This window comes from Pseudomonas sp. W2I6, from assembly GCF_030815935.1.
Lineage (GTDB): Bacteria > Pseudomonadota > Gammaproteobacteria > Pseudomonadales > Pseudomonadaceae > Aquipseudomonas.
The window spans coordinates 3,130,592-3,155,861 of the sequence record NZ_JAUSXJ010000001.1 but is presented as its reverse complement, the minus strand read 5'-3'; the positions used below and the strand labels follow the sequence as shown (position 1 = coordinate 3,155,861).

At 60.6% G+C, this 25,270-nt stretch carries 22 protein-coding genes; 9 read left to right on the top strand and 13 right to left on the bottom strand.

The features are described from left to right. Positions 1-166 precede the first annotated feature (166 nt). From QF039_RS14795 to QF039_RS14780, 4 genes are all read left to right on the top strand, one after another. Positions 167-883, top strand: coding sequence for a YafY family protein (locus QF039_RS14795; RefSeq protein ID WP_032898885.1), 717 nt, complete (start codon positions 167-169; stop codon positions 881-883). Between the two features lie 52 nt (positions 884-935). After that, positions 936-1,277, top strand: coding sequence for a nuclear transport factor 2 family protein (locus QF039_RS14790; protein ID WP_307519129.1), 342 nt, complete (start codon positions 936-938; stop codon positions 1,275-1,277). A 22-nt stretch (positions 1,278-1,299) separates the two neighbouring features. Further along, positions 1,300-2,433 (top strand): cell division protein ZapE, encoded by a 1,134-nt coding sequence (gene zapE, locus QF039_RS14785; RefSeq protein ID WP_307519127.1) that lies wholly within the window; start codon positions 1,300-1,302, stop codon positions 2,431-2,433. A 91-nt stretch (positions 2,434-2,524) separates the two neighbouring features. Further along, a complete protein-coding gene (locus QF039_RS14780; protein WP_008432012.1) occupies positions 2,525-3,016 on the top strand; it encodes a GNAT family N-acetyltransferase in 492 nt (163 codons plus the stop codon). Positions 3,017-3,114: 98 nt separating this feature from the next. Here the strand turns inward: QF039_RS14780 and QF039_RS14775 are convergent, their stop codons facing one another. From QF039_RS14775 to QF039_RS14760, 4 genes are all read right to left on the bottom strand, one after another. Then, positions 3,115-3,330, bottom strand: a complete 216-nt coding sequence (locus QF039_RS14775) for a hypothetical protein (protein WP_087694368.1) — start codon at positions 3,328-3,330, stop codon at positions 3,115-3,117. Between the two features lie 150 nt (positions 3,331-3,480). Then, positions 3,481-5,730, bottom strand: coding sequence for a TonB-dependent siderophore receptor (locus QF039_RS14770; protein WP_307519122.1), 2,250 nt, complete (start codon positions 5,728-5,730; stop codon positions 3,481-3,483). A 155-nt stretch (positions 5,731-5,885) separates the two neighbouring features. Continuing rightward, positions 5,886-7,625, bottom strand: coding sequence for a phosphoethanolamine transferase CptA (locus tag QF039_RS14765; protein ID WP_087694370.1), 1,740 nt, complete (start codon positions 7,623-7,625; stop codon positions 5,886-5,888). 155 nt (positions 7,626-7,780) lie between these two features. Next, on the bottom strand, positions 7,781-7,957 hold the full coding sequence (locus QF039_RS14760; protein WP_023658901.1) for a DUF6026 family protein: 177 nt from the start codon (positions 7,955-7,957) through the stop codon (positions 7,781-7,783). A gap of 244 nt (positions 7,958-8,201) precedes the next feature. On the opposite strand from QF039_RS14760, the gene gnd reads away from it, so the two are divergent. The 3 genes from gnd to QF039_RS14745 are packed head-to-tail and all read left to right on the top strand — an operon-like array spanning position 8,202 to position 11,550. Beyond that, positions 8,202-9,209, top strand: coding sequence for a phosphogluconate dehydrogenase (NAD(+)-dependent, decarboxylating) (gnd, locus tag QF039_RS14755; RefSeq protein ID WP_256219491.1), 1,008 nt, complete (start codon positions 8,202-8,204; stop codon positions 9,207-9,209). Further along, on the top strand, positions 9,206-10,729 hold the full coding sequence (zwf, locus tag QF039_RS14750) for a glucose-6-phosphate dehydrogenase (protein ID WP_003217928.1): 1,524 nt from the start codon (positions 9,206-9,208) through the stop codon (positions 10,727-10,729). Before gnd ends, zwf begins: the two co-directional genes overlap by 4 nt. Beyond that, the gene (locus tag QF039_RS14745) at positions 10,726-11,550 is read left to right on the top strand and encodes an HAD family hydrolase (RefSeq protein WP_003217930.1); all 825 of its coding nucleotides are present in this window, start codon (positions 10,726-10,728) and stop codon (positions 11,548-11,550) included. Before zwf ends, QF039_RS14745 begins: the two co-directional genes overlap by 4 nt. Before the next feature lie 137 nt (positions 11,551-11,687). Here QF039_RS14745 and QF039_RS14740 read toward each other — a convergent pair whose 3' ends face one another. Next, entirely contained in the window at positions 11,688-11,948 is a 261-nt protein-coding gene (locus QF039_RS14740) for a hypothetical protein (protein WP_003217933.1), read from the bottom strand. A 343-nt stretch (positions 11,949-12,291) separates the two neighbouring features. On the opposite strand from QF039_RS14740, the gene QF039_RS14735 reads away from it, so the two are divergent. Next, a complete protein-coding gene (locus QF039_RS14735) occupies positions 12,292-13,620 on the top strand; it encodes a sigma-54 dependent transcriptional regulator (protein WP_003217935.1) in 1,329 nt (442 codons plus the stop codon). A 65-nt stretch (positions 13,621-13,685) separates the two neighbouring features. Here QF039_RS14735 and QF039_RS14730 read toward each other — a convergent pair whose 3' ends face one another. The 7 genes from QF039_RS14730 to QF039_RS14700 all read right to left on the bottom strand — a co-directional run bounded on the left by QF039_RS14730 (position 13,686) and on the right by QF039_RS14700 (position 19,672). Next, a complete protein-coding gene (locus QF039_RS14730) occupies positions 13,686-14,999 on the bottom strand; it encodes an autotransporter domain-containing protein (RefSeq protein ID WP_043224814.1) in 1,314 nt (437 codons plus the stop codon). Between the two features lie 49 nt (positions 15,000-15,048). Beyond that, positions 15,049-15,798, bottom strand: coding sequence for a hypothetical protein (locus QF039_RS14725; RefSeq protein WP_003217939.1), 750 nt, complete (start codon positions 15,796-15,798; stop codon positions 15,049-15,051). 37 nt (positions 15,799-15,835) lie between these two features. Beyond that, the gene (locus QF039_RS14720) at positions 15,836-16,516 is read right to left on the bottom strand and encodes a C39 family peptidase (RefSeq protein WP_003217941.1); all 681 of its coding nucleotides are present in this window, start codon (positions 16,514-16,516) and stop codon (positions 15,836-15,838) included. A 61-nt stretch (positions 16,517-16,577) separates the two neighbouring features. Continuing rightward, the gene (locus QF039_RS14715) at positions 16,578-17,273 is read right to left on the bottom strand and encodes a hypothetical protein (protein WP_307522975.1); all 696 of its coding nucleotides are present in this window, start codon (positions 17,271-17,273) and stop codon (positions 16,578-16,580) included. A 79-nt stretch (positions 17,274-17,352) separates the two neighbouring features. Further along, on the bottom strand, positions 17,353-17,910 hold the full coding sequence (locus tag QF039_RS14710; protein ID WP_307519114.1) for an adhesin: 558 nt from the start codon (positions 17,908-17,910) through the stop codon (positions 17,353-17,355). Position 17,911: 1 nt separating this feature from the next. After that, positions 17,912-18,358 carry a hypothetical protein gene (locus tag QF039_RS14705; protein WP_003217947.1) on the bottom strand — a complete coding sequence of 149 codons (447 nt, stop codon included), beginning with the start codon at positions 18,356-18,358 and terminating at the stop codon, positions 17,912-17,914. Between the two features lie 318 nt (positions 18,359-18,676). Beyond that, positions 18,677-19,672 (bottom strand): FecR family protein, encoded by a 996-nt coding sequence (locus tag QF039_RS14700; protein WP_307519111.1) that lies wholly within the window; start codon positions 19,670-19,672, stop codon positions 18,677-18,679. Between the two features lie 152 nt (positions 19,673-19,824). Here QF039_RS14700 and QF039_RS14695 point away from each other — a divergent pair, with 152 nt between their 5' ends. Further along, positions 19,825-20,094 carry a PepSY domain-containing protein gene (locus QF039_RS14695; RefSeq protein ID WP_307519109.1) on the top strand — a complete coding sequence of 90 codons (270 nt, stop codon included), beginning with the start codon at positions 19,825-19,827 and terminating at the stop codon, positions 20,092-20,094. Between the two features lie 41 nt (positions 20,095-20,135). Here the strand turns inward: QF039_RS14695 and QF039_RS14690 are convergent, their stop codons facing one another. Further along, positions 20,136-25,250: a dermonecrotic toxin domain-containing protein gene (locus tag QF039_RS14690; RefSeq protein ID WP_307519107.1), complete on the bottom strand. Its 5,115-nt coding sequence runs from the start codon at positions 25,248-25,250 to the stop codon at positions 20,136-20,138. Positions 25,251-25,270: the final 20 nt, after the last annotated feature.

Below are 25,270 nucleotides of genomic sequence, written 5' to 3'. Positions count from 1 at the left end.
CTGTGATTGGTTTAAATGTTTTGCAACATCTATTAAATATGATGTGAGTCATATATTTCGTCAAGGGGCTTTTTTGGCGGCTGAAGGGAAGGGTGCCTGCTCCTGACACTTTCTGACGGAGACCTCTGCTAAGCTGCGCCACCTTTCTTTTTCGAGCATGATCAACGTGTCGCGTACCAGTCGTCTGTTGACCTTGTTGCAAGTCCTGCGGGGCAAAAAGCGCCCGGTGACGGCCGCCGTGCTGGCGGCAGAACTGGAGATTTCCGAGCGCACGCTGTACCGCGATATCGCCGAACTGACCGCGTTGGGCGCACCGATCTACGGCGAGGCGGGCGTGGGCTATGTGCTGCGTGCGGGCCTGTTCCTGCCGCCGCTGATGCTCAATGCCGACGAGACCGAAGCCATCGTGCTGGGCTTGCGGTATGTCGACCAGCGCGGTGATGACGTACTGAGCCAGGCGGCGGCCAATGCGCTTGCAAAGATCGCCGACGTGCTTGACCCGGCTGCCCAGGAAGCCTTGCGCAATCCGACGGTGCTGCCGGGCCCGCCAGGCTTCGGCTACCCGGAAAACCGCGTGCCGTTGAATGTGTTCCGCGAGGCCATTCGCGGCCAGGCCAAGCTGCACATCGACTACGCCGATGCCAGCCAGACCGCCAGCCAGCGCCTGATCTGGCCCCTGGCCCTGGGCTTTCTCAACGAAGTGCGGGTGATCGTCGCGTGGTGTGAATTGCGTGGGGCCTATCGCACCTTCCGCACCGACCGAGTGGCCGCCGCGCGCTTGCAAGGTGAACGGTATCCGGGGCGCCGCAGCGATTGGTTGCGGGGCTGGCGCAAGCTGATGGAACAGAACGAATCCGGGCCGTTCACTCCTGACAAGAACTGACACAACGCTGCTTTAGCATGGCTCCATAAATCACTAAAAAGGAGCTGTCACCATGTCCCAACCCATCCCTGAACTGGCCCCGGCGATTGCAACCTACATTGCCGCGGCGAATGCCGGCGACACCTCGCTGGTGGCCGACTGTTTCGCCGAAGATGCTAACGTGTTCGACGAAGGCGAGCACCGGGTCGGTACCGCCGCCATCGCCCGCTGGATGGAAGACACCGGGCGCCGTTACCAGCCCAGGGTCCAGGTGCTGAATGTGCAGCACCGCACGGGCAAGGTGCTGGTCAGCAACCTGATCACCGGCAGCTTTCCCGGCAGCCCGCTGGAGCTGCGCTATACCTTCCGCCTCAATGAACACGGCAAGATTGCCCGATTGGATATTTCCCTGTAGCCGTCATGGCATACTGCCGGGTATGACTTTCGACTCGCCACTTGCCGCCTATCAGCACGCCATCACCGAACAGGGTTTTGTCCCCGACGACGCCCAGCGCGAGGCGGTGCAAGCCCTGCAGGACTGCCATCAGGCCTTGCACCACGGCCATGGGCCCATCATCGGGGTGTACCTGTGGGGCCCGGTCGGCCGGGGCAAGACCTGGCTGATGGACCAGTTCTACCAAAGCCTGCGAGTGCCAGCGCGGCGCCAGCATTTTCATCACTTCATGGGCTGGGTGCACCAGCGTTCATTCCAGCTAACGGGCACCCACGATCCCTTGCAGGCCCTGGCCCGCGAACTGAGCTGGGAAGTGCGGGTGCTGTGTTTCGATGAGTTGTTTGTCAACGACATTGGTGACGCCATCATCCTCGGCCGGCTGTTCCAGGTGATGTTCGAGGAAGGCGTGGTGATGGTCTGCACGTCCAACCAGCCACCGGACCAGCTGTACGCCGACGGTTTCAACCGGGATCGTTTCCTGCCGGGAATCGAAGCGATCAAACAGCATATGCGGGTGGTGGCAGTCGATGGCGGGGAAGATCATCGGCTGCACCCGGGCACCGCACTGCAGCGTTACTGGGTCGACCAGCCCGACGCGTTGGCCGAGGTGTTTCGCCAGTTGAGCGCCGGGCAGGCAGTGAGCAGCGACCCGGTTGCGGTCGGCTACCGCTCCATCGTGGCAGTGCAGTCCAGTGAAACCGTGCTGTGGTGTTGCTACGCCGACCTGTGTGAGCGGCCGTTGGCGGCGATGGATTTCATGCTGCTGTGTGATCGGTTCAAGGCCATTTTGCTCGGCGAGGTGCCCAACCTCAGCGCGCAAAAGCGCCCGGGACGAATCGCCCGGGGCACCGAAGACGCTGCCGAACGGGTGGACGCCGGGGACCGGGAACTGCCGGAACTGTCGGTGCATGACGACAGCGTCCGGCGTTTCATCGCGCTGGTGGACGAGTGCTACGACCGCAAGGTGCCGCTGTACATCGAGGCCCGGGTGCCGCTGGAAAGCCTCTACACCGAGGGTTACCTGGAGTTTCCATTCCGCCGCACCCTGAGCCGCCTGCAGGAGATGCAACTGGCACGGTTTGGCGAGCCTGGCGCGCTTTCACGCGGGCAAATGTAGTTAATCTCCTTCATCTAATGCCTGCACCGCGCTTACAATCGAGCCCTTTTATGGGGACCGAGTCCCTGTCGCACCGTTAACGAGGAAGGAAATGGACAGCGCAGACATCCTGGTGCTGCAAGCCAGCTACACCAATCCGGTACACGCCGAGGCCATTGGCCTGGTGCTCAATCATTACGCCGAAGACCCCATGGGCGGTGGCCACAGCCTGCCGGCCGACCGCTTGCAGCAACTGCCGGCAGAGCTGGCCAAGCGCGCCCACGCGTTCAGTGTGCTGGCCTTTGTCGGCGGTACGCCGGCCGGCCTGGTGAACTGCTTTGAAGGGTTTTCCACCTTTGCCTGCCGCCCGCTGGTCAACGTGCACGACGTGGTGGTGATGGATCAATTCCGTGGCCTGGGGCTGAGTCAGAAGATGCTGCAAAAGGTCGAGGAAATTGCTCGCCAGCGCGGTTGCTGCAAGATCACCCTCGAGGTGCTTGAAGGCAACGCCGTGGCGCAGTCGGCGTATCGAAAGTTTGGGTTTGATGATTCGGTATTTGATCCGCAACATGGCCGGATGTTGTTCTGGAGCAAACCGCTTTAATTAATGTTTATTTAATTAAAGGCAAAAAAAGGCGCCAGCAAGTGGCGCCAAATTGACCTTGGCTATCAGAGCGGAATAGCACAGGTATTGCGGGTAAATCAGCTATTCGGTGTGTTGGTAGTTTGGTCGGCCGTTGCCGGCTTTTCGGTCTTGCCGTCAGCCATTGCGGTTTGCTGGGCAGCACCGTGAGTCTGTTGCTGAACGAAGGTGAAGTTGTTGTAGAACTCCTTCGAACGCTCTGAGCCGCCTTCTGCAAAGGCGGCTACGGAAGTCATGGTCATCAGGCCGGCAAGGATAACAGTCGAAAATTTCATGGCAGTGTCTCAGTAAGTGTGTTGGGTCCGCGCGTTGTCATCAGCGGCGGGATGGGGAGACTGTGGGCCAATGATATTAAGTAAGGGTTAACCTTGCGCTGACCGAAAGTTAACGATTTCGTTAACTTCCAATCTTTAGCAGAGATGAATTCAGAGCTTCCAGTCCAGTGCAACGCTGATAGAACGCGGGTCTCCCCAATACACGCCGTTATAGAAGCCGACGCGCTCGTAATATTTTTTATCAAATAGGTTGTTGATATTAAGTGACGCCGACAAGTGGTCATCGAACTCATAGCGCGACATCAGGTTGACCACGGTATAGGCCTGCTGGGTGATCCGGGTGCGCTCCCTGATCAGGGCTCCATTGGTGTCCCGGCCAACCGGGCGATAGGCGAAGTCGTAGAAGTCACTTTGCCAATTCACCGCGCCGCCGACCGTCAGCGCGTGCCATTCGCCGGGCAGGCGGTAGGCCGTGGACACGCGCAGCAGGTTCAGCGGCAGGTGGGTGTTATTGCGCTGCTTGTCCCCGTTCAGGGAGTGGGTGTAGGTGTATCCGGCGGTCAGGTTCCAGTCGGGGCGCACCTCTCCGGACACCTCTACCTCGAAACCCTGAACCTTGTTGCCTTTGCCGCCGGATGTGAAGAACTGCTCACCGGTCTCCGGATCCGGTGGGGTCAAACTGTCCAGTTCCGCGACGTTGTCCTGTTTGCTCCAGAAGTACGCGGCCGCCAGGTTCAGGCGCTCTTCCAGCAGGCTGCCCTTGATGCCCACTTCATAGTTGCTGCCTACCACTGGCTCCAGGTATTGCTTGCCGGCGGTGCGTTCTTCCTGCGGGTTGAAGATATCGGTGTAGCTGGCGTAGACGGTGTACTCCGGGGTCAGGTCGTAGAGCAGGCCGGCGTAGGGTGTCCACATGTCGTTGTGGGTCTGGCTGGATTTTGACGTACCGAGGAACTGGTCAGTGTCCCTGTTGTAGTTGTAGGTGGTGCTCTCGATCTCCCAGCTGCCGTAGCGGCTGCCCAATACCGCATGCAGGCGATCGGTCAGGCTCAGGCGGGTGGCCAGGTAGCCGGCCTTTTGGCGGGTGCTGCCTTGTTCGCCCTTGAGGCCGGTGTTGGTGTCGGGGAATTTGCCGATCCCGCCCATGTGTTTCCAATCGTCGATGCTGGTGTAGTCCTTCGGCACCGTACCGCTGCGCAGGTGTGGCGAAGCGTCACGCTGCTCGGACTCGCCGTAACCCACCATCAATTCGTGCTCACGACCCAGCAGGGCATAGGACCCGGACAGGTTCAAGTCGACCACGTCCATTTTCGAGGTGCCGAGCATGTGGCTGGTCCAGGCGGTCATGCCGCTGCGGTCGGCATTCGGGAAGCCTGAGCCGCCGTAATAGACCTTGCCGTCGGTGTCGCTTTCACGGTGGGTATAGGCGGCCTTCAGGTGCCAGTCACCCGCCAGGCGGTGGTCGAGGGTAGCGAAGGTGGTTTCATCTTTCAGCGGCCAGGAACTCCAGTGGGCCGCGATGTTGGCGGAGCGGGGCAGCCTGGCTTTGCTGCCGTCGCTGTTCCAGTAGGGCAAGGTGCCCCACGCGGTGCCCTGCACATGCTTGTTCTGGTAATCGAAGCCCACCGCCAGCACCGTGTCGTCGGTCAGGTCGCCTTCGAGGATGCCGTAGCCGACTTCCCGTTGCAGCGCGTAGTTGTCGCGGTAGGACTGGGTGTCACGGTAGGCGAGCACCGTGCGGCCGCGCAGGCGCCCATCAAACGCCAAGGGGCCGCCGACATCCAGGTAGCTGTAGTAATTGTCATCGGAGCCGCCACTGATGCCCGTCTTTGCCTGCCATTGGGCAGTCGGACGTTTGCGCACCATATTGACCGTGGCCGAGGGGTCGCCGGCGCCGGTGGTCAGGCCGGTGGCGCCGCGGACCACTTCGACCCGGTCGTAGATGATGGTGTCGGCATCGGACTTCATGCGGCCGAAGGTGTTGAGCATGCCGTCAATCTGGAAGTTGGTGATGCCGTAGCCGCGCGAGGAATAGCCGACCCGGTCGGAGTCCAGGTGCTGCACCACCACGCCGGTGGTCTGGCGCATCACTTCGGTCAGGGTGTTGAGGTTGAAGTCGTCCATCTGCTGGCGGGTGATCACCGAGACCGACTGTGGGGTTTCCTTGATGGACAGGTTCAGCCGGGTGGCGGTGCCCATTGAGCCTGTGGTGTAGGCACCGGTGTGTTCGGTGTTGGCGCCAAGGCCTTCGGCGGTGATGCTGGTGCTGCCCAGTTCCAGGGCTTTGGCCGGCGCTTGGGATTCCTGGTCGGGGTCGTTTTCGGCCAGCAGGTCCGGGCTCAGCACCACGCTGAAGAGGCCCAGGGTCAAGGTCATGGAACGGGTAATAGGCGCGAACATCGCGGCGAACTCCTTGTCGTCTATGAAAAATGCCATTGGCTCAAAGACGAAAGGAGGCGGGGAACTTTAGCGCTAAACGAGAATAATTATTAGCTTTGCGTTGCAGCCAAATCGGGTTTCACCGCATTGCGCGGATGAAACCCGGGCGATTCAAGCTACTTGACGACCACGTTGACGGCGTCTGGCTTGGGCTTGATCAGGCTGAAATCAATCAGCGGTTTTTGCTGGCGTGCATACGGGTCGCCAATCATCCGTGGCCGAGGCTTGAAGCTGTCACTGACCAGGCTCTTGCTGTGGTCCAGTTCGTCGAAGCTCAACCCGGCCATGTCGGCCCAGGTATGGATCAGCTGCGAGCTGGTGTAAGGGCGCTGCAAGTCACCGGCAAAACTCCAGTCATGGCTTTCACGCCACTTGGGTGATGCGTAGGCCATGAACGGAATGGTGTACATCGGTGCCGTCGGCTTGCCTTCGTTGCGGCCCAGGGTGTTGTGGCCGGCCGAATCGAACACGTCTTCGCCGTGGTCGGAAAGGTACAGCAGGAAACCGTTCGGATCGGTCTTGGCGTAGTCCTTGATCAGGCTCGACACCACGAAATCGTTGTACAGCACCGCATTGTCGTAGCTGTTGTAGGTCGGCAACTGTGCGTCGCTGACCCCCTCAGGCACGCCCTGGCGGTCGGTGAACTTGTCGAAGGTCGGCGGGTAGCGGTACTGGTAGCTCATGTGGGTACCCAGCAGGTGCACCACGATGAATTTGCGTTCGGCGGTGTCGGACATGGCCTTGGCAAACGGCTCCAGCACGTCGCCGTCATACTGGCGCGCATTCTGGTTGCGGTTGTTGTTCAGGTACACCTGCTCGTCGGCCTGTTCGGAGAAGGTCGTGAGCATGGTGTTGCGCTTGGTCATGGTCTGCTGGTTGGTGATCCAGAAGGTCTTGTAGCCGGCCTGCTTCATCACGCTGACGATGGACGGGGTCTTGAGGTACAGGTCCGGGTTTTCTTCGTCGGCGAAGGTCAGCACCTGTTGCAGCGCCTCGATGGTGTACGGGCGCGGGGTAATGACGTTGTCGAACACCGCCAGTTGGTCCCGCAGCTTGTCCAGTTCCGGCGTGGTGTTGCGCGGGTAGCCATACAGGCTCATGCGCTGGCGGTTGGTGGACTCACCGATCACCAGCACCAGGGTCGACGGCTGGCCGGCCATGCTGTCCTTGAGGTTGGTCAGGGGCGGGATCTTGCTGGCGCTGGTCAGCATGCCTTGCATGTTATCCAGTTGTTCGGTGTAGCGGCGGTAGGCCACGATCATCTGCCATGGCACTGCCGGCTCTATACGGGTTTCGAAGCGGTCGATGGCCAGTTCCATGGTCTCGCTCTTGGCGATCTGCTTGACCAGCGGGTAGCCGACGATGGCAATCACGATTGCGGCAGCCGCCAGCATGGCCTGGCCACGTGGCAGGTACACCGGGCGCACGCGGGTCCACAGGAAAACGGCCATGGCGGTGTGGGCAATAAACGCCAGCACGATCCACCAGGCAAAGTATTGGGTGGCGTATTCGCCGGCTTCAGAGATGTTCGACTCGAACATGATGAAGATGACGCTTTGAGAGAATTCCTGCTGGTAGATGAAGAAATAACCCAGGCTGGCCATGGAACAGGCCCACAGCACCACGCCAATCAACCCCGCCACCAGGCGCGCGCGACGCGGGAACAACAGCATCGGCGCCAGCCACAGGGCGCTCATGAAGAATGCCTGGCGGAAACCACTGAAGCCGGAGGTGCCGGTCAGTTGGATCAGCAGTTGGGTAATGCCCGAGAAATACCAGAAGAACAGAAACATCCAGCCGAGGCCGGCCCAATCAAAACCTTTCGCAGACGTAGTGCTGCGTTTGAACATCGCCATCCAGCGCTCCAACCCGATAATTTTCAGTGTCAACGCGCAGGGACGCACGCAAACAGAGGGCCTGCGCGCGTAGCGCGGCCCTATTCGGCGGGAGTATCGGGAGGGGGACGTGAAAACTTCGTGAGTTATTCCTGAACGGTTCGTTCAGCCCACGTTCAGCAAAGTGCGGGCTGGGTGCCGGACGGCTGATTGAGCTGGCCCTGCAGGTGCGAGCGCAAACGCATGACTTCCTGCTGCAGTTGGTCGCGCTCGTTTTTCAACTGGCGCAATTCATCGCGGCGAATGGTGACGTAGAGGGTCTGTGGCGGACGGGTCATGTGTGCAGTGCTCATTGCTTACCTCGCAAATAGCCGGTCTATCGCGGTGCCAGAGCGCTTGAATCGAGGCTCTCGGCAACAGTCGGGGCAATTCTGAATTCTTTTTTTAATGAAGGGAACTTTTTTATTTTTGATGGTCGTTGTGACTTTTAACCCACTGAAGGCGAAAGGATGGCCACTTTTTGTCATGAAACTATGCCAATCCGCTCTGGACTAACCCTCATTAGCCTCATTGCGCTATAAACTGTGACACACATTTATTCGTAGTAAGGAGCATCAGCACATGCAACTGGGGATTATTGGACTAGGCCGCATGGGTGGCAACATTGCGCGGCGCCTGATGCTCAATGGGCATACCACCGTGGTTTACGACCGCAATGAAGCATTCGTAAAAGGTCTGGCAGGCGAGGGCGCCACGGGCGTTGCTGACCTGGCAGGTCTGGTGGCCGGGCTGCAAAAGCCCCGGGCGATCTGGGTGATGCTGCCGGCAGGCGACCCGACCGAAAACACCATTGAAGAATTGAGCCATCTGCTGGAAGACGGTGATGTGATCATCGACGGCGGCAACACCTTCTATAAGGATGACATCCGCCGGGCCAAGGCCCTGTCGGAAAAAGGCTTGCACTACGTCGACGTCGGCACCTCCGGCGGCGTCTGGGGCCTGGAGCGCGGCTACTGCATGATGATCGGCGGCGACGCCGAGACCGTTAAGCTGCTGGACCCGATTTTCGAAAGCCTGGCGCCGGGCCTGGGCACCATCCCGCGTACCAAGGACCGTTCCGCCGCAGCGGACAGCCGTGCCGAGCGCGGCTATATCCACGCAGGGCCTGCCGGTTCCGGGCACTTCGTCAAGATGATCCACAACGGCATCGAGTACGGGATGATGCAGGCCTTCGCCGAAGGTTTCGACATCCTCAAGACCAAGAATTCGGAGAACCTGCCGCAAGACCAGCGCTTCGACCTGAATGTTGCCGATATCGCCGAAGTCTGGCGCCGCGGCAGCGTGGTGTCGTCCTGGCTGCTGGACCTGACCGCCGACGCCCTGGCCACCGATCCGAAGCTCGACGGGTATTCCGGCTCGGTCGCCGACAGTGGCGAAGGCCGTTGGACCATCGAGGCCGCCATGGAACAATCGGTACCGGTTCCGGTGCTGTCGAACTCGCTGTTCGCGCGCTTCCGCTCCCGCCAGCAAAGTACCTACGGTGACAAAATGCTTTCTGCCATGCGCTTCGGCTTTGGCGGCCATGTGGAGACTCCCAAAAAATGACCGCCAACGGCAAGAAACCCAAGGCCGAACCCGCTCCGCCCACCACACTGTTTCTGTTTGGTGCCCACGGTGACCTGGTCAAGCGCCTGCTGATGCCGGCGCTGTACAACCTCAGCCGCGACGGGCTGCTGGGCGATGGCTTGCGCATTGTCGGCGTTGATCACAACGCCATCAGCGACGCCGATTTCGCCAAGAAGCTCGAGGACTTCATTCGCACCGAGGCCGCCAGCAAGGTCAAGGGCAATGCCGAGAACGCCCTGGACCCTGCATTGTGGGAACAGTTGGCCAAAGGCATCAGCTACGTCGAGGGTGATTTCCTCGATGACGGCACCTACGCCGATATCGGCAAGAAGATTGCCGACAGCGGTACTGGCAACGCGGTGTTTTACCTCGCCACTGCGCCGCGTTTCTTCGCCGAAGTGGTGCAGCGCCTCGGCGCGGCCGGCTTGCTGGAAGAAACCCCGGAGGCGTTCCGCCGGGTGGTGATCGAAAAACCGTTCGGCTCCGACCTCGCCACCGCCGAAGCGCTGAACGCCTGCCTGCTCAAAGTGATGAGCGAAAAGCAGATCTACCGCATCGACCATTACCTGGGTAAGGAAACCGTCCAGAACATCCTCATCAGCCGTTTTTCCAATGTGCTGTTCGAGGCGTTCTGGAACAACCACTACATTGACCACGTACAAATCACCGCCGCCGAAACCGTCGGCGTGGAAACCCGTGGCAGTTTCTTCGAACACACCGGCACCCTGCGGGACATGGTGCCCAATCACCTGTTCCAGTTGCTGGCGATGGTCGCCATGGAACCGCCGGCTGCCTTTGGCGCCGACGCAGTGCGGGGCGAGAAGGCCAAGGTGATCGGGGCCATCCGGCCCTGGTCGCTGGAAGACGCACGGGCCAACTCGGTGCGTGGCCAGTACACCTCGGGTGAAGTCGGCGGCAAGCAGTTGCCGGGTTACCGCGAAGAGGCCAATGTTGCGCCCGACAGCAGCACCGAGACCTTCGTTGCCCTCAAGGTGTTGATCGACAACTGGCGTTGGGTGGGGGTGCCGTTTTACCTGCGCACCGGCAAGCGCATGAGCATCCGCGACACCGAGATCATCATCTGCTTCAAGCCGGCGCCTTACGCGCAGTTCCGTGATACCGAGGTCGATGAACTCAAGCCGACGTACCTGAAGATCCAGATCCAGCCGAATGAAGGCATGTGGTTCGACCTGCTGGCGAAAAAGCCCGGGCCGACCCTGGACATGGCCAACGTGGAGCTGGGGTTTGCCTACAAGGACTTCTTCGAGATGCAGCCGTCGACGGGTTACGAAACCCTGATCTACGACTGCATGACCGGCGACCAGACCTTGTTCCAGCGCGCCGACAACATCGAGAACGGCTGGCGTGCGGTGCAGCCTTTTCTCGATGCGTGGAAGCAGGACGACGGCATCCAGGCCTACAAGGCGGGTGAGGACGGCCCGGCGGCGGCTGATGCGTTGCTGGCCCGCGATGGCCGTACCTGGCACAGCCTCGGATGAGTGACTTGCCGAGTCAACCCATCCGTTTTGTGTTGAGTGATATGGATGGCACGTTGCTGCATCCGGATCACAGCCTCAGCCAGCGCACCATTGATACGGTTCGCGCCTTGCGCGCGGCCGGGGTGTTTTTCAGCCTGGCCAGCGGGCGACCGCCCAAGGCCATGCGTCAGCAGGTCGAAGCGCTGGGCATCGATGTGCCGATTGCCGGCTTCAACGGCGGCACGCTGGTCAATCCCGACGGCAGTATTCTGGTGGCGCATCACTTGCCGGCAGAAGCGGCGCTGGTGGCGTTGGCCTTGTTTACGCCGCAGCCGGACGTTGAAGTCTGGCTGTTTGCCGACGGCGACTGGCTGCGTCGCGATCCCGGCGGACCGATGGCGGTTCGCGAGGAGCACGGCCTGGGCTATGGGGCGATCGTGGTGGAGAGCTTCGAGCCGTATCTGGATCGGGTCGACAAGATTGTTGCTGCCAGTACCAATACCCAGCTGCTGATGGAGCTCGAGGCGCAGTTGCAGCCCAGGGTCGAGGGATTGGCCCAGGTGTCGCGTTCGCAGCCGGTGTTCCTGGATGTCACCGCCATGAAGGCCAACAAGGGTGAAGCATTGAGAACCCTTGCGGCGCACCTCGGTGTGCCACTGCAACAGACCGCAGCCATCGGTGATGGCGGCAATGACCCGGCGATGTTTCATGTGGCGGGGTTGTCGATTGCCATGGGCCAGGCAGAAGAGGTGGTCAAGCGCCAGGCCAGCGTCGTGACCGGCAGCAATGTCGATGACGGTGCGGCGGAAGCCATCGAGCGGTTTATTCTCTCGGCCTATTGATCGGTAACCACACTAATAAGTAGTCAGCTATGCAAAGTTGCAACTTGCATGGCTGACTGTCCACTTGAGTTAGTGCGGGTCAATATATTGCGCAGCCGGGCGGCACACTTTCGGGTGCCGTCTCACGCACGCTTCAGTTACTTGGGCATTGCCCAGGATTGCAACTGGTAGCCATCTTTGTCGAGTTCGGCACGGGCCTGCAACAGCAAGTTCTCAAGCTGTGCCGGGTCGGTATAAGTGCTGGAAGACAGCTGCTTGCTACCGATACGGGTATTGGTGCGGTCGATGACGCTCAGGCTCAGGGCGCCGTTGCCATCGTGCCAGGCCACACATTGAAAGGGCTGGAAGGCACGGTCTGCGATCAAAAGAGCTTCGTTGATGCGGAGCGGGGCGTTCATGGGGTCTTCTCTCTAAATGCCCATTCAAGTGGAAGCCGTTGGTTGGGCGTGCCTAACGACTGGTTACTTGTACTGATGCACGATCACCGGGTGCGGGTCACATGTTAGAAGAAGATTTTTTAACTTTCCCTGATTAAAGTCATGTAAGGGGCTATTTTGAAAGCCTCATGAAAGTTATGCCGCGGCAATTGACCGCACCCGACTGACATAAAAGACCCGGTTCGTTCGCGACTTATAGCGAATCGGTACAAAGGGTGCGTCAAGATCTTGCTAGGGTTACCAGCAGACTTTGCAAATAGTTGTTTTTAAATAACTTTAACGATTTTGACGCCAAGGAATAGTCATGATTGTTACACCTGCCCCGCGCCGCCTGCTTGTGGTCGATCCCTGTGATGACTGCCACCGGCTATTGCCCGGTTTGCGCGCAGCGGGGTGGGACGTGGACAGCTGCGCCCTCGAGTCGGTGGGTGAGCGCTCCTGTGACGTGGGTTTGTTGCGCCTGCAGCCGTTTCACCTGGAGCGACCCGAAGCGGTCAAGGAACTGATCAGCCGCAGCGGCACCGAGTGGATTGCGGTGCTTAACCAGGAAGTGCTGCGCCTGCAGAATGTCGGCGATTTTGTCTGTGAGTGGTTCTTCGACTTCCATACCTTGCCGTTTGATGTGTCACGGGTGCAGGTCACCCTGGGCCGCGCCTTCGGCATGGCGCGCCTGCGGGGCAAGGGCAACAACGCGCCTGCGGGCCAGCCGGAACACGAGTTGCTGGGGGACAGCCGTCCGATCCGGGAATTGCGCAAGCTGCTCGCCAAGCTGGCGCCCACTGAATCCCCGGTGTTGATCCGTGGCGACAGCGGCACCGGCAAGGAATTGGTCGCGCGTACCTTGCATCGCCAATCCCAGCGCCATGCCAAGCCGTTTGTGGCGATCAATTGCGGGGCGATTCCCGAACACCTGATCCAGTCCGAACTGTTCGGCCATGAGAAGGGCGCCTTCACCGGTGCCCATCAGCGCAAGGTGGGGCGGATCGAGGCGGCGCACGGCGGCACCCTGTTTCTCGATGAGATCGGCGACTTGCCCATGGAGCTGCAAGCCAACCTGCTGCGTTTTCTCCAGGAAAAACAGATCGAGCGAGTCGGCGGCAGCCAGCCGATTGCGGTGGATGTACGCGTGTTGGCGGCCACCCACGTCGACCTGGAAGCCGCGGTGGCAAAGGGCACTTTTCGCGAAGACTTGTATTACCGGCTCAACGTCCTGCAAGTGGTCACCGCGCCGTTGCGCGAGCGCCACGGTGACGTGGCGATGCTGGCCAACCATTTTTCACACTTCTACAGCCAGGAAACCGGCCGCCGTCCCCGCAGCTTCAGTGAAGACGCGCTGGTGGCCATGGGCGAGCACGGCTGGCCGGGCAATGTGCGCGAGTTGGCCAACCGCGTGCGGCGTGGCTTGGTACTGGCTGAAGGGCGGCAAATCGAAGCCGTTGATCTGGGATTGCAGAGCCAGCAGGCAATCGCGCTGCCGATGGCTACACTGGAGGATTACAAGCACCGTGCCGAACGCCAGGCACTGTGCGATGTGCTCAACCGGCACAGTGACAACCTGAGTGTCGCAGCGCGTGTGCTGGGGGTTTCCCGGCCGACGTTCTACCGGTTGCTGCACAAACACCAGATCCGCTAGGGCGGGTAAACCGAAAAGCCCCGCAACGACCCTTATCGTTGCGGGGCTTTTCCCGTTGTCATGCCTTAAAAATAATACGGGAACTTCAGGCTGAAGCTGAACGACGGCGCATCCGGTGTGATCCCGATGGCCAGGTTCGGCACGATGGTCAGGTTGTCGCTTGCCGCAATCGTCATGCCCACGTTGAAGTAACCCGCGTTGGCGTCGCTGGAAACCACCGACTGCCAGTCGCCGCCATCCGGCTTGAGCTTGCTCTTGCGTTGCACCAGGTCGGACACCGAGAACGACATACTCATCTTCTCGTTCAGCGCAAACGCCACGCCAGCGCCGATCTGGAAGCTGTCGCCCAACTGCACTTTCCCCGGGGTCTTCTGGCCGACCTGGGAGCTGATATCGCTGAACGAGTCTTCGAAGTTGTGGGTGTACGACAGCGAGCCAAACAATACCGCCGGGTCGAAGGTCTTGACCAGCGAGATACCCGGCGTGATCGACCACACACCGTTGCCGGTGGGCAGGCTTTCCGGCACGAAAAGGTTGGTGTTGCTGGATGACTGGACCAGCTTGATCCCAAACGGATCTTCGCCGGTGGGCGCCTTGACCCGCACCGACACCACGGCATCCGGCAGGTTGACGCTCTCGTCGAGGAATTTGTAGGCAATCCCGAAGTTGACGTCGCCGATAGTCGGGTCACGCGTGACCGATTGTTCCGAGGTCGCGGTGCCGCTGCCACCGTTGGCACCACCGGACTGATAGGTCGACTCGCGGTAAACCACCGGCACGTTTATATCGAACTGCCAGCGGTTGTCGAGGTTGTAGCGGCCCGTGAGGTCGACGGTCCAGTTATCCGACTTGATCCGGTCCAGGTTGATGTTGCCGAGAAAGATCGAGTCCAGCGCCAGGAAGCCGTTGAGGGTCAACTGGCGGGCATCGTAGCGGGAATAGGTGACGCCGGTTTCAAAGCTGAACTTGCCGTTGCCAAAGAACCCGCTGGCCTCGTTATACAAGTTGCTCACGCTCTGTGCCGGGGCCGAATCATCCTTGAGGGACTGGCCGTAGGACGCACCACCGGCTGCACCGCCCGAGGCCGCAGCCGCGCCGACGCCCGGCGTGTTGCCGGCCACTGTGGTGCCGCCTTTCTGGAAGTCTGCCGGGGATTTGGCCAGGCGTTTGGGCGGCGGCGCCACCGGTTGTTCTTCCACCTGGCGTACCCGTTGCTCCAGCACCGCCAGTGCTTTTTGCTGCACTTCGTAGCGTTGCTTGAGCTCCAGCAATTCCTTTTTCAATGTGTCTATGTCGGTGTCCGGCGCGGCATACAACATGGATGCGGGCAGGAGCGTGCTTAAACAAATTACGGCACGTAACGATAGCGATCGATGCATGGAATAAGCCGTCCCTTTCTAATGCGCAAGTGTCGAGGCACAGCGTAGTTCAATAACCGTTAGGGCGTAGGCCCCTGAGTTGATTCAGGTTCAGGTTCTGCCCCAAATTGTTCAAACCGTTGTTGCCCAGCACCACATTGAGTTGGGTCATGTTGCTGACGAAGTTGCTGTTACCCTGCAAAACCGTGCCTTGCAGGACATTCCCGGCGCCGATCTGCTGCAACGAATTGCCCTGATTGTTGTTGGCCAGGATCGCCATTTGCAGCCCGCCATTGGCGGCCGACACCGTGACCTGGCCGGCACCCGTGCTGCCGGTGACCGACTGGCCAGCCACCAGGGCTTGTCCGGACTGGACGACATTGGCCGGCGACAAGCCATTCTGGTTCACATTGATATTCACGTTATTGCTGGCGGTGTTGCCATCGCCGGCGGCGCGCACGCTTTGGGTCACGCCCTGGCCGCTGCCCAGGCCCGCGCCACCGACCACCGTGCCAGTGCCATTCGGCTGGTTGGGCGAGACTTTGGTGGGGCTGTCGGTTACCTGCACATAAAACTGCGGGGTGACGGTCGACGCGTTGACGTTCATGCTGGCCGAGCCGGTCACGCTGTCGCCGGCGGCATTGGTCCAGGTACTGCTCATCACGATGCCAAAACTAATGATCCGCCCCGGCATTACGTAGCGACCACGCAGGTCAGCCAGTTCCGAGTCCTTTATTTCAATCGGCTTGAACACCGATGACGCATAAGCGGGCATTGAGGCTGCCAGGCACATGACCGTCAGCCAACGGTAAGTGTTCATCGTTTGCTCCTGGAGCGTCCTGCCCCTTATTGCGCTTCTAGAAGAAGTCGCTCTGGATAAAACCGAAGTCCATCAATTCACTGTCGCGCACCGGACTGAACTCATTGATTCTGTTTTTCGCCGTCAGTGGGGTGGGCGGGTCGAGCAGCACGTTGGTCTTGTCATAACCTTCGCCCAATACCGCGAAGACGATGCCATTCCAGCCTTTGACGAAGTCGTCGCGGGCATAGCGTTTATGGCCCAGTACCGGATCGCCGATGTACACCCAGTCCTTGTCGGCGCGCTGCATCACCACGAAGTGCTTGTAGCCGCGAATCTCCAGCAACACCACCACCGGGATTTTCACCGTGAGCAGGGTGTCTGCATTGATCCGGTAACCCCGGGCGCGCATCCCGATGCTTTCCAGGTAGCGCTTCATGTCCAACATCGAAAAGCCCTGGGTACGCACCAGGTCCTGATCGGCGTTGACCAGCATGCCCTTGATGATGTGGTCTTCATCCACATCCATCCAGTAGGCCTGGCGCAGGATGGTGGCCAGGGCGGCGGCACCGCAGCTGAAATCGGTTTTCTGTTCCACCAGGTTGGCGAACTTGCGTTCACGGATGCTCTCGACCTTCTTGAAGATCACGCCACCGCCGGGCATGGCAGCAATCGCCATTTGCCCCGCCCAAGTCGGGCCGGTGAGCAATAACAGGAGGGTGAGGGCGATGATCCGCATGATCGAATGGCCTGGAGGACACTGGAATAAAAAGGGGCCTTGTCGCCAAGGCCCCGTTGCATCAGAAACGTACGCCGGAGGAAATCACAGTGGTGTTGCCCTGCTGATTGCCCACGCCTGCAGCAATGTTGGCGCCCAGGTTGCCCGAAGAGCCATTAAGCGAGTTCTTGGCGCTGGCGTTGTTCACGACAGGCAGGTAAGTGTGGCTGCCCCATGGGCCAGACTGAGTGGCCACGGTATTGAGGAAGGTGTTGTCGACGCTGGTTTGAGTGGTGTTGCTCGAGGCAGCGGCGGCGGCACCACTGGCAGAAGCAATTGTCAGTTGGTTTTTCTGTTGGTTGAAGTTACCCGCGGCAACGCTCACACCCAGGTTGCCGGAGCTGCCGTTGGCCGAGTTGTTGAGCGAAGCGTTGTTGTGGGTAGCCACTTGCACCGAGACGTTGTTGCGGTTGTCTTGGGTAATGGTAGCTTGGGCAAACACGGTATCTGCATCACCGGCCGCAATGGCGGTCTGGTTGTCTTGTTGGTTGCCATCACCGGCTGCGATGTTGGCCTGGGCGTTGCCGCTGCTGCCGTTCAACGAGTTGTCGGCCGACGCGTTGTTCTGGGTGCCCAGGTTGAGCACGCCATTGTGGTTGCTCGATTGCGCATCGGAAACGGCGGCTACTGCAGCGGTAGGCTGATGAGTAGGTGGGTTGGCATGTGCGGCGGCAGCCATGATTGCAGCGAGAGCGAAGGCCAGTGGTTTAAGAGCCATTGTAGTTTTCATGGTATTTCCCCTTGCTTCTAATTAGTTGGTTAAGTGTTGGTACGGTCCAGCTTCGAGCTCCAATGAATCATTGGATCTGTACGTTCAGGGCGTTAGCCATGCGGTTCCCCACCCCGGCACTCTGATTCACCTGTACCACTCCACGGCTGCCGGTGAAGGCCTGGTCGCTTGTGACGACCTGGCGGCTGCCAGTGGTAGAGGTGAACCCTGAGTTTGGTGACAGCGCCACGTTCTGTTGCGACATGACGCTGTCGTCGATGCTTTGCGGGCCAGCATTCACGCTGATCCGCACCGCATTGATCATCTGGTTGCCGGCCCCGGCCGACTGGTTGACGCCCAGTACACCGTTGCCATTGCTGAAAGAGTTGCCCTGGATCGCCACCTTGGCGTTCTGGGAGCGATCGGCCGGTGCGTCGCCGATGGTCTGGCTGAGGGCGCCGCCCGCCTGGGAGTTGCTGCCCGCCGAAATCGCGCGGCTGTTGAGCTGTTGTTGCTGATTGCCGGCCGCCTGGTTGATCGAGACGATGCCGTTGTATTGCTTGCCGGAGTTGTCGATCACTGCGCTGTTGTCAGCCATGGCCGCCGAGCAGCCCAGGATCGCCAGGAACAACCAGGAATGGTTCATCTCACTGGCCTCCCATCAGGCTGCCGATATTGTTCAAAGGCGCCATGCCGCGGGAGATTGAGCCATTGATCTGCCCCGAGAGGCTGGAGCCGCCACCATGGCCGGCCGCTGCGCCGCCACCGAGGCCTACGCCACCCCCGTTGTTGGTCAAGCCGGGAAGGTTGCCGCCGGGCAGGATGGCGCGAGTGATGCTGGAGCCGCTGCTGATGTTGGCGTAGTCGTTGTCGCTCAGCTCGCTGGTGGCCCGCAGGATCTGTGGAGAAGAATTGGCATTGACGGTGACCGGGTTGGGGTCGACGCCAGCGGTGCGGCCAGCCATGTGGCCCTGGACGGTGCGCTGAATCACGATCACACCGTCGCCTGCCGCGAGCACCGGGAGGCTCACGCTGGTACTCAGTACACAGCTGATCAGCAGAAGGCTCAATGAGCCTGGATTAAGTGTCTTCACGACGGCATTCCTTATTCTTGGCGCTGACCCTAAACAGCGCTGTCAGGAAGAGAGCAGGAGCTGTGCCGCTTTTGAATTTGGGATGACATTCATGGGGTTATGAGCGCGGGGGATAGAATGCACAGTGGATGTGTTTCAACTGTGAGACAGCGGGCCTTTGTCCAGCCCGCCTGGCAGGTGTCTCAGGGATGAAACACTGCGCGCCGTAAACCCGGCACTCCGCAGCCGGCTGTCAGCTCAGCCGGTGCAAGTGTTTCAAAAATGGACGATTTGACGCAGGCAGCATTCGGGAGGAGGGCGCAGGCCCATGACCCTGGCTCAGCTCTTTGGGGTTTTGCGCGGAATCGAATTGAGTACAGGGTTGCCGTCCTGGTTCTGGGTCAGGTAGACCGGCAGGACCTTGGGCAGAGAGGGGACGAGGTTGGACACCTCGTTGATGTTGTAGATGCCGCCAATGCGAATCGCCCCGGTGCCGGCGTCGGCCAGCATCACCGGTTTGCTCAGGTAGCGGTTGATCAACGGCAACGCGTCGGCCAGGGCCAGATTGTCGAGGATCAGCTTGCCGTCACGCCAGGCCAGGGCGGTGTCGCCCGGGGCAATCGGCTGGGCCAGGGGGCTGGCGTCGCCACGGTTGTAACTGGCCTGCATCCCGGGTGACAGGCGCAGGCCGCTGTGGGCGTCGTCGCTGCTCACCAGCACCGAGCCTTGCAGCAGCATGACCCGCACATGGTCTTCGTATTTCCAGACATTGAACTGAGTGCCGGTCACTCGAACCTGGCCGTCCCCGGCGTGGACGATAAACGGATGTTGCGCGTCATGGCTGACCTTGAAAAACGCCTCGCCTTTTTTCAGGGTAACCCGGCGCTGATCCTTGAAATTGCTGTAGACCAGTTCGGTGCCCAGGTTAAGTTCAACCTGGCTGCCGTCGTCAAGGGTGACCTGGCGCAAGCTGTTTTCAGCTTCGTAATGGTTGTACGAGCTGGGCAGCCAGCCTGCTTCCCAGCCGGTAAAGGCCGCCAGTGGCAAGGCCACCAGGCATATCGCCGCCGCTACCGCGTAGTTCCTCAAACGGCTGCGAGGTTGTCGCCCCGCCATGACGGGGGCCGGCTCGCTGCGGGGCAAGTGATCGGCAACGTCCCAGATTTCCAGCATCGCGGCGTATTCGAAGGCATGCAGTGGATGCGCATCGTGCCATTGCTCGAAGGCCTGACGCTCCGCCGTCGTGCAATCGCCGGCGTGCAGACGCATGCACCAGTGCGCAGCGGCATCGGTGATGGCGTCGTATTCGGCTTCTGATAGGGACTTATCCGTCATTAACTCATCCTGATTTCCGACATTCTAACCTCCACAGCAGGACGGCGAGAACAGCCATCATGGCGAATGCACATCAATTGGAACTAATTCTCGTCTGCAGGGCCCTAAAAAATTCAGGACAGGTAACACTCATTCCCTAATGGAGCACGAAAATGCTTAAGAAAACCTTAGCCGCCGTTGTCGCAACCACCGCCTTGCTCAGTGCTGGAGCCGCCCTGGCGGACAAACCGGGCGCAGGCTGGATCACCATTGAAAAAGCCATCGAGACCGCCAAGGGCAAGGCCGGCTACGTCGAGATCTTCAAGATCGAAGCCGATAACGATGGCTACTGGGAAGGTGAGGGGCGCAAGGCCGATGGCGTGGTCTATGAGTTCCGCATCGACGGTGAGTCGGGCAATGTGTTGCGCGATCAGAAAGACTGAATGAACTGACGGGTGCGGGCGTTCGGCCCGCACCCTGTCTGTTACGGTGTGGCTTCGGCAATCGAAGGCACGGGGTCCAGCTGGCGCCCCAGGGTGGTGATCAGCAAGGTCAGTGAGTCGGCGTTATCCATCTGTGTGTTGAACCGCCGCGTCAGGTTGGTTTTGAAAATTCCCCGCGCATTGCTCAAGTCCACGCCTCCGGTCGTGGCAAGAATCTGCTGCTTGATGTAGTCATCTTCCGGGTCGGTCCCCAGGTCGAATCCGGTAGGCCCCCACGCGTCCGTTGATTTGAACAATTGCCCAACAGGCGTGTTGATCGAGTACGCATTCTCCTGCACGTTGCGCAGCCAGTCCTGAAGATCGCGACCGGCTTGGGTCTGTACTTCAATCAGGTCGGAAAAAGGTGATGTGGAATTGAGGTAGGCGACGTCGGCGGTATTGCTCACGATATGGGTCAACTCATGAATCAACGTAGTCGCGCGGGCATGGGCTCTTTGATCGAAGTGATTGATCAGGTGCCCTTCGAAATCGGCTGTGGGCGGGTTGAAGAAGTTTTCGGTGAGATAGATGCGACGATCCGGGTCACCGTCAATGGTAAACGCCCAGTGCCGTTCGGGTTCGGCAATATGCGCACCGGAGACGAAACGCCGGGAATTGAGCGAGTAGAGTGCCGGCTCCAGCGCCTCATCGAGGAGGGCGGTCACCGTGTCCATGAGCTTTTGCGCGAGGGTTGGCGGAAATTTGGCCGGGCCGGTGTCGGCGTCTATCGGGATGCCGAAGAAGCGGTTGATGAAGCGGTGCACCCGGGTCACGGGCGGATACTGGTGGTCGAGCAGCTTCAGGTTCTGCTGGCAGTTGTGCAGGTAGAAGGTTGCCAGGTCCAGTGCCTCGACGATCGCCTGGGCCCTGGAGGGCGACACACGCCGAATCTCGGCCAGGCCGCGGGCCTCGACGTTCATCACCTGGTCCACGGCTGTCCGCACCTCACGGCGGTCCATCATTGCACTCCATCCGGGGCCGTGGCGGCGAACCGATGCGCCCGGGTCCAGGGTCCATTTGCGGTTGGCATCCAGGCGCACAAACGGTCCTTTGGACCGTGCACTGAAAAGCCGCCAATGGCCTTCGACCTGCCTGGCGCGGTAGACCTTGCCTGCGCACGGCAGGTAATGCCGGTTGTCCGTCGCTGTGTAGACGCCCGTGTTGCCTGCCGTCAGGCCCTCCAGGCTGATGTCGCAGGCTTCGTACGCTTGCAGCCGGGTTCGGGCCCGGGCGGTGACGTCGATGTCGTGCCAGGCACTGGCCGTTTGCGTCGGCGCGGGTTGCGCGGGGGCGGTGCCTGGTGTCGAGGGTTCATCCATCAATGCGCGGATCGAGGCCATTTGCGCGACACCGCCGATGAAGGTTTGCAGCGCCTCGCGCCAGCGGTGTTGCTGCAAGTCTTCGGCAGAGGCCTGGAACAGTTTGTAGCTTTGCCAGATCACCAGCGGCACCATCAGTTTGCCCGGCAGCAACGCCTGCGCGTGCTGCAGTCCGCTGCTGAACAAGGCTTTGAGGGTGTCCCAGGCTGACCGGCCGTTGGCCTGGGATTGCTGTTCAAACAGGTTCGAGATCAATCCGATGTTGTCGCGGTACAACTGCTTGAGGGCGTGGGCCCTGATCGGATTGGCCCCCAGGGTGATTTCCGAGGTTCCCCCGACCGTGCTGGCCCAGAGGTGTCTATACGTGGCTTGCTCAGCCTCTGGCAGGCGACCGATCACCCAGTCCTGCAAGGGGCCGGGCAGGTTGAGCCGGCGAATCAGATCCGCCTCGTTGTCGAACTCCTGGAACGCCTGTTGCGGCCCATAGGGCGCATACATCACCAGCGGAGTGCTTTCGACGGCACTGATCAAGTAGACCCCAAGGGCCTTGATGGACCGGGCCCCCGCCGTGGCGATCAACTCCAGCGGACGCACTGTCGAGGTCGCGCCCTCGACCGCTGCGCGGGCGAGCGCGTCCGGCATGTCGAGGACCTGTTCGACCAGGCTCAGGCCCGCAGGTGATAACAGTTCCTGCAGCCTCAGCGCGTGGGCATTTTGCAACAGTTGCCAGGGCAGTTGCCGAATAAACCGGCGCTCCCGCACATCTGCGCCCGGCTTGCCCGGGGTGAGTTTTTCGACCAGGCAAGCCTGGTGGTCCTGCTTGAGGGGCAGGCGCGCGAGGATCTGGCGCACCACAGCAGGTGTCAGGCCGGCGGCTGTGGACTCGACATCGAATGCAGCAGCTTGCTGGCTGACGTGATTGAGGGCGTAGTCCACCAGGTTCTGCCGCTGGCCGGCCAATACCAGCTTGGGCAGGATGTAGACGTCTTGCGGGCGCACGTCATAGGGCTGCAACAAGTCGATGAGCTTGCTGCCGAGATACGCTGGCAGCGGCAGGAAATCGTCAAGGTAGTCCTTGTCGTCCGTGAGGCTGTGGCGGTATTGCTCAAGGATTTCGACATGGCGACGCTGTTGGCTGACAGACGCCATCCCCAGCCAGGCGGGCAGTGATTGTTGTGCCATGAAGGTCTGGGCGATTTGTGAGGCATGGCCCAGGTCGTTGGCCGGCAAGGCCTTTTCCAGCCCCCCGAGACGCTTCAGCAAGGCGTCCCCTGAGAGCGTCAGGGTGAGGCAGTGAGCCCGTTGTGCCCGGTAATGATCAATCCAGGACTGCTGGCAGTGCTGTGCGACCGGGCCGTTGATCAGCATGAACTGACCGAGTGCGCAGGCCTGGTGCGGTTTGAGATAGCGCGGGTCGAGATTGGCCAGTAGCTGCCTGCGAAGGTCCGGGGCGGCCAGTCGTCGTTGCAGTTCTGTCTGCAACTGGCTGACATTGGCGAAACTCTCCAGGCCGCGCGCCGGCGTCCACAGCACGGCCCGGCCTGAGTGGGACGGGGCCAGGCCACCGCGTTCGGTGAGCATCAAGCAATGCGCCAGGGGCACCCGTTGCGTCAGGCCCTCGGGTTCGACGGTCAACGCATAGGCATCCGGGATGAATCCACCCAGGCCCTGGCGCCGGCGGCGATCAGGGTGTTGAAGATCAAACACCGTCTGCGCGATCGCCTCATCACGCGCGTCCAGGCTGTTGTTGAGGCGCCTGAGCCTGGCTTCGCCCTGGATCGCCACCGCCATGGCATGGGCCATCGGCGCCTTGAGCTGTTCCAGGTATTCGCGGGGAATATCGGCAATGTTGGAGTGATGAAACTTGACCAGTGCGGCATCGAGCACTGCGTTGGCTTGCGCTATGTCCAGGCCGCCCAGCGGTGTGACAGCCCCATCGACCTGGCTGGCGTAAAGGCCATAGTGCGGCGTTTGCGGAATCGGCCCGCGCTTGTGTATCAGGCGCGCAAGAAAGTAACTGCGCAGGCTCTGGCTTTCCAAGGGCGCAGTGGCGGGTGTCGCGCTTGCGCTGGCGGCGTAGCGATTGACGTAGATCTTGCCGGGATCGTGGCCAGTCAAGCCGCGGCCGTTGAACTCGGCGGTGAGCGCCTGATTGACGGTGTTGGCCAATGTGGGTTGCGCTCGCACCTGGGTTGCCAGCGTGTCCTGGATATCGGTCATCTGCTTTTGCAGCAGGGCGGCACGTTCGGCGGCCAGCGACACCGGGCGAGTCGGGTCGGCCAGTACCGAATGAGGCGTCCAGCGTCCCGCGGTATCCAGGCCCGGGAGGTGGCTGTCGACCATGTACCGCACATCCAGCGCGTAGTCGAGCAAGGCGGAGGGGTCAATGCCGGCGCGGGTGCGTCGGTACAGGTCGAGTGCGTAGCGTAGGTTCTGTTGCTGCTTGCCGATGATCGTTTCGAGCACCTGCTCAAACAGATTGCCGGCGATGGGAGTGCCGGAAAACTGCGGCGTCTTGAACCCCACAAACAGCGCCCGCTCCTCCAGGGACATCAGGTTGTAGAGGTCGTCTTCATAGCCTGGTGCCTTGACCATGGCCTTGAGGGTGTCCATCAGATCGTCGTAGGTCCCGAGCACCTGCAGGCCCTTCTCGGGGGTGTAGAGAAAGGTCTGCGAATTGCCGATCATCAAGGTGCTGGCCAGCTCGACGGCGTTGCTCGGCTGCTCCCAGATCTGTACGTTCTCGACGCGCAGCGTCTGGCTGTTCGGGGGGGCCTCGTTACCCCGGGAAGAGTACAGCGCTGCCAATGCGCGGCTTTGCTCCGGACTGATGATGGATTGCTGGCGCTTGAACAGCAGATCCAGTTGCGCATTGGCGGCCATGGCCCGGGCGAACCAGGCCCGACGCGACACGCCCGGTGCGATCTCGCTGTTCCAGAACGTCTCCAGTGCACTGTGCAGGAACGGGATCAGTTGGCCGGCTGCTTGTTTGATCGCGCTTTCCCAACGCTGCGTGTCGCGGGCTTTGGCGTCGGCAGGCCGCTTGGGGTGGAAAAACTCCCGGGTTTGCCCGGCGGGCCAGGCTTGTTCACGGTAGTACAACAGCACCGCGTCATTGAGTTGCAGCGAGTCGAGCCAGCGAGGCACCGTGTACCCAACGGGCTGTATGGCGAAAAAACTCACGTGGGCTTCGCCGGGGCTGAGCCCGGGGAACAGTGGGCGGCAGACGCTTTCGAGCAGTTTTGAAAGCAGGGCGCCGAGGGGGGGCAACTGTTTCAACGCCGCCAGCAGCGCCTGGCGATTATTCTCCTGATAGCGCCTGAGGGTTTTTTCCTGTTCACCCAATACGTCGTCGAGCATGGCCTCCGGTGTCAGCACCAGTCGGTTGTCGAGTAGCGGCGATGGTTGTTGCTGCAAGGGCAGGAAGTACAGCAGTTGCGTGGCGCTGTCCGGGGTTTTCAAGCGCTCGGTCAGTGCTGTCAGCAAGTGGGCGGGGCTGTCGAATTTTTCCAGGCCGCCGTACGGGGTGTAGAGCCAGGCATGTGGGTAGGCGCTGGTTGAACTCATCATGAAGCTGCCGGCCAGTTCGACGGCATTGGCAGTGCTTTTATTCAACCAGATGCGCTGCGCGATCATTGGCGGCGACTGTTGGCGACGGCCTGCATCGCTGGCAAAAAACACCTTGCCGAGAAACTCGATGTCCCTGCTGTCGATGTTCAGCTGGCGCTCACGGTCCAGCGCCCTCCAGCCCACGCGCATGGCTTCGGGGAAAAAATACGGGAGAGGGGTGTGGCTCATCATCCTGATCCTTGAAGAGT

Bases quoted from the DNA above. Each gene is read 5' to 3' on its own strand.
- QF039_RS14790 (WP_307519129.1), top strand. From the start codon at position 936: ATGTCCCAACCCATCCCTGAACTGGCCCCGGCGATTGCAACCTACATT.
- zapE (WP_307519127.1), top strand. From the start codon at position 1,300: ATGACTTTCGACTCGCCACTTGCCGCCTATCAGCACGCCATCACCGAA.
- QF039_RS14780 (WP_008432012.1), top strand. From the start codon at position 2,525: ATGGACAGCGCAGACATCCTGGTGCTGCAAGCCAGCTACACCAATCCG.
- QF039_RS14775 (WP_087694368.1), bottom strand. From the start codon at position 3,330: ATGAAATTTTCGACTGTTATCCTTGCCGGCCTGATGACCATGACTTCC.
- QF039_RS14770 (WP_307519122.1), bottom strand. From the start codon at position 5,730: ATGTTCGCGCCTATTACCCGTTCCATGACCTTGACCCTGGGCCTCTTC.
- QF039_RS14765 (WP_087694370.1), bottom strand. From the start codon at position 7,625: ATGGCGATGTTCAAACGCAGCACTACGTCTGCGAAAGGTTTTGATTGG.
- QF039_RS14760 (WP_023658901.1), bottom strand. From the start codon at position 7,957: ATGAGCACTGCACACATGACCCGTCCGCCACAGACCCTCTACGTCACC.
- zwf (WP_003217928.1), top strand. From the start codon at position 9,206: ATGACCGCCAACGGCAAGAAACCCAAGGCCGAACCCGCTCCGCCCACC.
- QF039_RS14745 (WP_003217930.1), top strand. From the start codon at position 10,726: ATGAGTGACTTGCCGAGTCAACCCATCCGTTTTGTGTTGAGTGATATG.
- QF039_RS14740 (WP_003217933.1), bottom strand. From the start codon at position 11,948: ATGAACGCCCCGCTCCGCATCAACGAAGCTCTTTTGATCGCAGACCGT.
- QF039_RS14735 (WP_003217935.1), top strand. From the start codon at position 12,292: ATGATTGTTACACCTGCCCCGCGCCGCCTGCTTGTGGTCGATCCCTGT.
- QF039_RS14730 (WP_043224814.1), bottom strand. From the start codon at position 14,999: ATGCATCGATCGCTATCGTTACGTGCCGTAATTTGTTTAAGCACGCTC.
- QF039_RS14725 (WP_003217939.1), bottom strand. From the start codon at position 15,798: ATGAACACTTACCGTTGGCTGACGGTCATGTGCCTGGCAGCCTCAATG.
- QF039_RS14720 (WP_003217941.1), bottom strand. From the start codon at position 16,516: ATGCGGATCATCGCCCTCACCCTCCTGTTATTGCTCACCGGCCCGACT.
- QF039_RS14715 (WP_307522975.1), bottom strand. From the start codon at position 17,273: ATGGCTCTTAAACCACTGGCCTTCGCTCTCGCTGCAATCATGGCTGCC.
- QF039_RS14710 (WP_307519114.1), bottom strand. From the start codon at position 17,910: ATGAACCATTCCTGGTTGTTCCTGGCGATCCTGGGCTGCTCGGCGGCC.
- QF039_RS14700 (WP_307519111.1), bottom strand. From the start codon at position 19,672: ATGACGGATAAGTCCCTATCAGAAGCCGAATACGACGCCATCACCGAT.
- QF039_RS14695 (WP_307519109.1), top strand. From the start codon at position 19,825: ATGCTTAAGAAAACCTTAGCCGCCGTTGTCGCAACCACCGCCTTGCTC.
- QF039_RS14690 (WP_307519107.1), bottom strand. From the start codon at position 25,250: ATGAGCCACACCCCTCTCCCGTATTTTTTCCCCGAAGCCATGCGCGTG.